At 62.4% G+C, this 6625-nt stretch carries 7 protein-coding genes; all 7 read left to right on the forward strand.

What is annotated here, in order from left to right; genetic code table 11:
• Nucleotides 1–333: 333 nt before the first annotated feature.
• On the forward strand, nucleotides 334–648 hold the full coding sequence (locus tag ACP7AG_RS13315; RefSeq protein ID WP_426031375.1) for a hypothetical protein: 315 nt from the start codon (nucleotides 334–336) through the stop codon (nucleotides 646–648).
• Nucleotides 649–651: 3 nt separating this feature from the next.
• Complete coding sequence (locus tag ACP7AG_RS13320) at nucleotides 652–1137, forward strand: RNA polymerase sigma factor (RefSeq protein WP_426031377.1); 486 nt, start codon at nucleotides 652–654, stop codon at nucleotides 1135–1137.
• A complete protein-coding gene (locus tag ACP7AG_RS13325; protein WP_426031379.1) occupies nucleotides 1134–1556 on the forward strand; it encodes an anti-sigma factor family protein in 423 nt (140 codons plus the stop codon). The genes ACP7AG_RS13320 and ACP7AG_RS13325 overlap by 4 nt, the downstream gene beginning before the upstream one ends.
• Entirely contained in the window at nucleotides 1553–2317 is a 765-nt protein-coding gene (locus tag ACP7AG_RS13330; RefSeq protein WP_426031381.1) for a CPBP family glutamic-type intramembrane protease, read from the forward strand. Before ACP7AG_RS13325 ends, ACP7AG_RS13330 begins: the two co-directional genes overlap by 4 nt.
• Before the next feature lie 1263 nt (nucleotides 2318–3580).
• On the forward strand, nucleotides 3581–4048 hold the full coding sequence (locus ACP7AG_RS13335; RefSeq protein ID WP_426031383.1) for an FIST N-terminal domain-containing protein: 468 nt from the start codon (nucleotides 3581–3583) through the stop codon (nucleotides 4046–4048).
• A 75-nt stretch (nucleotides 4049–4123) separates the two neighbouring features.
• On the forward strand, nucleotides 4124–4636 hold the full coding sequence (locus tag ACP7AG_RS13340) for an FIST C-terminal domain-containing protein (protein WP_426031385.1): 513 nt from the start codon (nucleotides 4124–4126) through the stop codon (nucleotides 4634–4636).
• On the forward strand, nucleotides 4633–6435 hold the full coding sequence (locus ACP7AG_RS13345; RefSeq protein WP_426031387.1) for an ATP-binding protein: 1803 nt from the start codon (nucleotides 4633–4635) through the stop codon (nucleotides 6433–6435). Before ACP7AG_RS13340 ends, ACP7AG_RS13345 begins: the two co-directional genes overlap by 4 nt.
• Nucleotides 6436–6625 lie beyond the last annotated feature (190 nt).

Genomic DNA, 6625 nt, shown 5'->3' on the forward strand with positions numbered 1-6625 from the left:
CGCAGTTCACCGGCCCGGGCTTAAACCAAGGTGAATCGGTGCCCCCGGCGGCTGCGGCGTGTTGGCGCAGCCTCGTCCGCCTCTGCATCGATGTCGCGATCTGGCGGAGCCAAGCCCGACGACGGGGGCTTGCACGTCTGGTTCCCGCGCCCGATCCAATGTCCGTTCATGGCGCAAACCGATTTAGTGAAGGGAGGTTTCGTCCGCTGCCAAGCTCAGTATGACGAGCCCGTTCAACTTCCGCCAAGCTAATTTGCCTCCGCGCCCCACCTCCGGTGAATATTCAACCGCTTCCTGCGTATCAGGAATGTGGTGTGATGTCGGTGGGGGTTGATGATGTCGAATTCCGAAGATCCTTCTCGCGCGGAGGAGATCGCCTACCGTAAAGGATGGCAGGCTGGGCTGGCGCTGGGGGCGATTGCAATCGCCGTCACCGCCTTCATCAACCTCCTGAGTATCGAGAAATCGATACTCGCCGTCGTGCTGGCCCTGATCGCCATCCGGGCCGCAGGCGCGGACCAGGTCCGCCGCCGCGGAAGATTGGCTATCGCGATCGCCGCTTTGCATATGGTGGTCGTGGCCGTGTTTCTGGTCGTGTTTCACGAACAGCTGGGCCGATTGCTGCATCTGCTGCAATCGCTGAGCTAACTCTTGTTCGGGAAGCAAGACTATGGGCGTGCGCTGGACCCGCTGCTGGCTCATGCCGGCGGCTACGCGCGGTCGATCCTGAAGAGTCGAGCCGATGCCGAGGATGCTGTGCAGATCGCGGCCTTGCGGGGCCTTGAGCGCTTGCGCAGCTATGATGACGCACGGTCATTCAAGGCCTGGTGGTTCGCCATTCTTCGAAACTGCTGCATCGACACTTTAAGGCGGGCGCGGCGACATCCTTCTTTCGAGCTCCAACACGACGTCGCCGACGATCGTCATTGCGGGCCCACGCCCGACTGGAACGCCCTGGACCGAGCCCTGGCGGCCTTATCGAACAATCATCGGGAGATCGTGCGGCTGCGCTACTTCGCCGATCTTACCTACGCCGAAATCGCCGAGGCCCTGTCGATCCCAAGGGGCACGGTGATGTCGCGCCTGCACCATGCTCGCCGCGCCCTCGCGGCCACCTTGAAGGAGGAGGGTCAATGAAGAAATTGCATCCGGCCGAGCTGTCGGCCCTGCTCGACGGCGAACTCGATACCCATCGCGCAGGCGAGGTGGAAGCTCTCATCGCCGCCGACCCGAAAGTGCATGAGGAGTACGAACACTTGAGGCGAGCGGACCGCATATTGAAGGAGGTCGCTCAGTCCGAAGCCTTTCGCCCGGAGGTGCGCTGGTCGCAGGTCGTCCCCGTGCAGCAGGCTGCTCGAATATGGCCGGCTCTGGGGTTCGCCATCATCCTGCTAGCGTGGGTCGGCGCAAAGCTGGCGACGAGCATGTTCACCACGCTCGCGATCAACGCCGCCTCACTGGTGCTCCTCATTGCTTGGCTCGCGCCCCTCGCGCTGCGGGAAGCGTGGGCAGGCGAAAACGCGCGAGCCTCGACGAGCGGAGACCTGGTAAGATGAAATCCGCCGCCATGACGAGAGACAGGCTGTTACAGCGTCGAGTTGGCTACTCGCTTTGCGCCATGGGTGTGGTCGCGGTGCTTTCGCTGCTGCTCGCGCCGATGGAATTGCTCCAACCATCGTCACTGCATTTCGGGCCGCTGACATTTCGCGGCCTGACCCTCATCAACCCGCTCATCCTGGTTTTGGCGTCTGTTGGTATTGGGAGCTGGCTTGCGCCTAGCGTCGGGCTGCGCGCCCCGCTCGTTGAAGCACTGATCTTGCGACATGGCGCCGTCGCGGTTCTACGGCGTCAGATCGTTCCCGCCCTGGCCGCTGGCCTTGCCACGGCCGTGATCCTCTTTGGTTACAATCTTATCTCTACGCCCTGGTTTGCATCGACCAAGATGCCCAACGTGCCAATTCCGCTTGTGACCAAAATTCTTTACGGCGGTATCGTGGAGGAGCTCATGACTCGTTGGGCTGTCATGACTTTCCTTGTTTGGGCCGGATGGCGGCTGGCGCGCCGCCCCGATCCATTACCGCCCGCACTTTACCTCATTGCGACCTTGCTCGCAGCGCTAGTCTTTGCGGCTGGGCACCTGCCGTTACTGTTTGTGTTGATGCCATCGCCATCCGTGAGCTTGGTCGCGGCGGTAATTCTGGGCAACACCCTTCCGGGCTTCCTGTTCGGCTTGCTGTTCTGGCGCCGAGGACTGGAGGCCGCGGTGATGGCCCATGCCATCGCTCATCTGTTTTTCACTTTAGCGACTTTCGGGTGAGCAACTGGACTACGCCAGTGCCCGACCAAAGGGCCGCTTAGCTCCGTTACTCTCGACGTCGGCGTCCCCCGCTACTTTTGATGCGGAGGATGTCCGATTTCTGAAGAGAGAGCAGAGTCCGCTTGCGCTTCCTATCCTCCTGAATTCAGGTCATGCCGAACCGGCGATCGAGGCCGCCGCCGAACAGGGGATAACGGTTCTTCGCAAGCCCTATGACATCGCCACCCTCGCGAAAGCCTTGCGTGACGTATTGGCAAAGCCGCAGCCGTAACGCTGGAGGAGGGCCCTGCAGCCGCTCAACAGATTTGCCCTGAGGCCGTATTGCATCTCTTGTTGCCGAGTTGGGTTAGGTCTGCTTCCTGGGACGTCTCTCGAGCGTAGGCACATAAGTACCTAGACGATCGTTGTGCCGGCCTCGATGACGTCCTCCCGAACGACAATCTCCAAGACTGCCTCATCGCGCCAGATTTCGACCTTGGCAGCGCTTCTGTGATCTCGAAGAAGCCGAACAGCGTGTTGACGGTACGCCCCCTCTGCAACGGCGCAAACGTCCACAAACGTGGCGACCTGGCGCTCCGAGAGGCAAACGAATGTGAAGACACTAGCTTGCATAGCCTAGCTCTACCAGAGGCAAGGGTCTGCGTTGTCGGGTAGGCGACGGATTGAGTGGCCTGCGCTTTCAGACCTTGCATCCAACAACCGCGAAGCGCCGGCCAGGCCAGCACCAGCGCCGGTATTAGGCCCCATCGCCGTTGCCGTAGGCCAGCTCAGGCTCGCTAGCTGTTCAAGCTATGGGGTTGTTCACCGGAGAGCGGCTGGCTGTTCAGAGCCGGCCTCGGTGAAGTTCGAAACAACCCGCGCAAGCGGCCTTACCGTCGCCGTGGGCTTAAGCGCCGAGCCGCCACGACGGACAACGCCTCATGGCGCTCAAAGAACTTGTGGCGACGGCGGGACCGTCTCAAAGGCGTGGTCGGAAAAGTCACTATGTGCGTTGCGACGGTGGCCATGGACAAGGTGCACGGCGGGCTAGCAAACGAACGCACTCTCCGCGGTCAACCTTACCAATCTTGAAGATGGGAACCTTGACGGCATGCTGGCGTTTGGCCAAATCGGCCAAGATTAAGTGCCGGTCCGATCATGGCTTAGCGGGGGAATAGAGTGAAAACTGCGGCAGCAACGACCCATTTCACCGATGCGCGCGAAGCGGGTAGGCGGCTGGCAACAGAGATTTCACGAGGCCTGGGCGCTAGCCCCCAAGCTCTCATGGTGTTCGCCGCGCCGTCGTATGATCACAGCGCTTTGCTGGACGAGCTGGCCACACAGTGCCCAGGGGCCTTGGTGGTTGGGTCTTCATCGGCTGGCGAATTCATGAATCAGGAGCAAGGCGAGGGCCTGGTGTCCGCCCTGGGCTTGGCAGGAGAGGATGTTCGCTTCTCGGTCGGAATGGGTCGCGATGTGGCGGGTGACGCCGCGGGAGCGGCCGGTCAGATAACTTCGGGATTCAACGGACTTTCGGACTTCGCTTTCCCGTACCGGTCCGCGCTCGTCATGGCGGACGCCTTGGCGGGTCATGCCGACGTGCTGATTGACGAACTCACCCTAGCGACCGGCGGCCAGTATCAATTCTTCGGCGGCGGGGCCGGAGACAACGCCCAGTTTCAACGCACTTCGGTTTTTTGCGGCCGCGAGGTCTTGAGCGACGCAGCCGTGGCTCTGGAGATTCTGACGTAGAAGCCTATCGGTGTGGGTGTCCGGCACGGGTGGGCTCCAGCATCGACAGCGTTCCGCGTCACCGAGGCTGACGGGATGAGGCTCGTCAGCCTCAACGGCCTGCCAGCCGCCGACGCCTTCGAGGCGCACGCCCAGGCAACGGGACAGACTCTCGACCGATCCGCGCCCATCGGGTTTTTCTTGCACAACATCCTCGGGATCGAGGCGGGTGAAAATCATCGGCTGAGGGTTCCCTTGGCGGTGCTTCCGGACGGGTCTGTCCTTTGCGCCGCAGAGGTGCCCCAGGGCTCTGTGGTCCATATCATGCGGGCCACCGCGGCCTCGACCGTGGAGGCCGCTCAAGAAGCCACCCAAGCGGCTCTGACGGCCATGGGAGGACATAAGCCCCAGGCGGCGCTGTTCTTTGACTGCGTCGCCACGCGGCTTCGGATGGGCGATGCGTTCAAGGAAGAAATCGCGATCGTGCGCGATGAACTGGCTGGCGCGGTTCTTGTGGGATGCAACACCCACGGTCAGATCGCGCGAGCCGAGGGACAGTTCGAAGGCTTCCACAACTGTACCGCTGTCGTCGCGCTTCTGCCGGCGTGACCGCTTCGGATGAACACGATCTAGCGCGGCTCCTCTCTGCTCTAGCCGACCGCGCCGTCCGCGCCTCGGCGGCTGCAAGCCTTGCCAATCACCTCGGCGCGCAGGACCTGCTGATCCTGCTGCGCGATCCAGAGCTAGGCGTTCTGCGCCCAGCCCCGGGCTTCCGGCAGACGCTCGCAGGCGGACCGACCTGGACCAACTTACTCGCCCGGTGTGGCGGGGAGGGGGCGTTTCGCACAAGCGTCGCCTATCCCCACCTCCAGGACCTGGAGCCCGTTGATGTTTGCGTGGGGCCTGAAGGCACGGTTCTAGTTCTTATCGGCGGAGCGCCACGTGTGCGGGCTTCGGAGCTGGCGCAAGGCGCAGCTCTTGTGATTGCGCTGCTGCAGTCTGAGGCGCGAGTCGATGCGGCCCTGGCGAGCGCCCATGCCGCGGGTGATGCGAGCCGACGCGCTACCGCTTTGGCGGGCTCCCTGGACCAAGCTCGGGCGCAGCTTGCTGGAAATGCGCTAGCGCTACGGGAAGCGCTTTCGGAAGCCGCTCGCCTGAACAGTGAGCTGCGTCTGCTGAACGAGACGCTTGAGCAGCGCGTGCAGGAAGAGATCGCTGACCGCCTCAAGGCGGAGGAGGCCTTGCGCCAGGCGCAGAAGATGGAGGCGATTGGCCAACTGACCGGTGGCGTGGCCCACGATTTCAACAATCTGCTGACCGTCATTATCGGTGGTCTTGATAACATGGCTCGAAATCTAAATGGCGATGCGACCGCTCGGGACGATCGCCGCCTTCGGCGCTCAATGGACATGGCGCTGCAGTCCGCTCAGCGCGCTGCTATCCTGACAGGCCGCTTGCTAGCTTTCTCGCGTCGCCAACCGCTCGATCCCAAGCCTTTGCAGGCCGACCGTCTCGTTCGGGACATCGCCGAGCTTCTACAGCGCGCGGTTGGCGAGCACATAGATTTCGAAGTGGTCGCATCGCCGGGCCTTTGGCCTGCGTTAGCAGATCCGAACGAACTGGAGCAGGCGCTCCTCAACCTCGCCGTCAACGCCCGCGACGCGATGCCTGACGGAGGCAAGCTCACGATCGAGACGGCGAATGTCTTCCTCGACGAGGCCTACCTGGCCACCGTACCAGAGCCGGTGTCTCCAGGCCAATATGTGTTGCTTGCGGTCTCGGACACGGGTGAGGGTATGGACAGCGATACGCTGCTGCGCGTCTTCGAGCCGTTCTTCACCACCAAGGAAACGGGCAAGGGCACGGGCCTGGGCCTCAGCCAGGTGTACGGTTTTGTTCGCCAGTCCGGCGGCCATGTCCGGATGTACAGCGAGGCTGGCCACGGCACGACCGCAAAGCTGTATTTACCCAGATCACTCGGGGACGCCGCCGAGCCAAGGTCCTCAAACTCACCCACTGATCTTTCCCTTCTTCGCGGCACGGAAACCGTGCTCTTGATCGAGGACGACGAGAACGTACGTGCGTACTCGAGCGGAGTTTTGAGGGAGTTGGGCTATTGCGTGCTCGAGGCCTCGGACGCTCGCACCGCCTTGGCGGCGCTGGACGAGCATCCTGAAGTCCAGCTTCTTTTCACGGATGTCGTGCTGCCAGGTGGTACCCACGGGGGCAAGCTGGCGGACGAAGCTCGCCGGCGCAGGCCTGGGATCAATGTCCTTTTCACCAGCGGCTACACCCGCAACGCCATCGTGCATAACGGGCGCTTGGATCCGGGTGTTCAATTGATCACCAAGCCTTTCACTTACGAAGAACTGGCCGAGCGGGTCAGGCGTGGCCTGGACGGCCGATAGGCCTTCGCAAACCGCTACGTCGCGCCTGCGGCTGAAGGTCGTGTTTCTGGAACGGCACCAATGTCCGCATCTGGCGCAGGCCGGATGATCCCTGCGTCCTAATTGGCTGGAAATTAGCCCTGGGTCCTTGCCGGCAAGCCGACCTTCAGATTCCCACAGGCGATCAGCCAGCCATCGGGCGGCTTCGCGA

It is taken from the genome of Caulobacter sp. DWP3-1-3b2, from assembly GCF_049896325.1.
Lineage (GTDB): Bacteria > Pseudomonadota > Alphaproteobacteria > Caulobacterales > Caulobacteraceae > Caulobacter.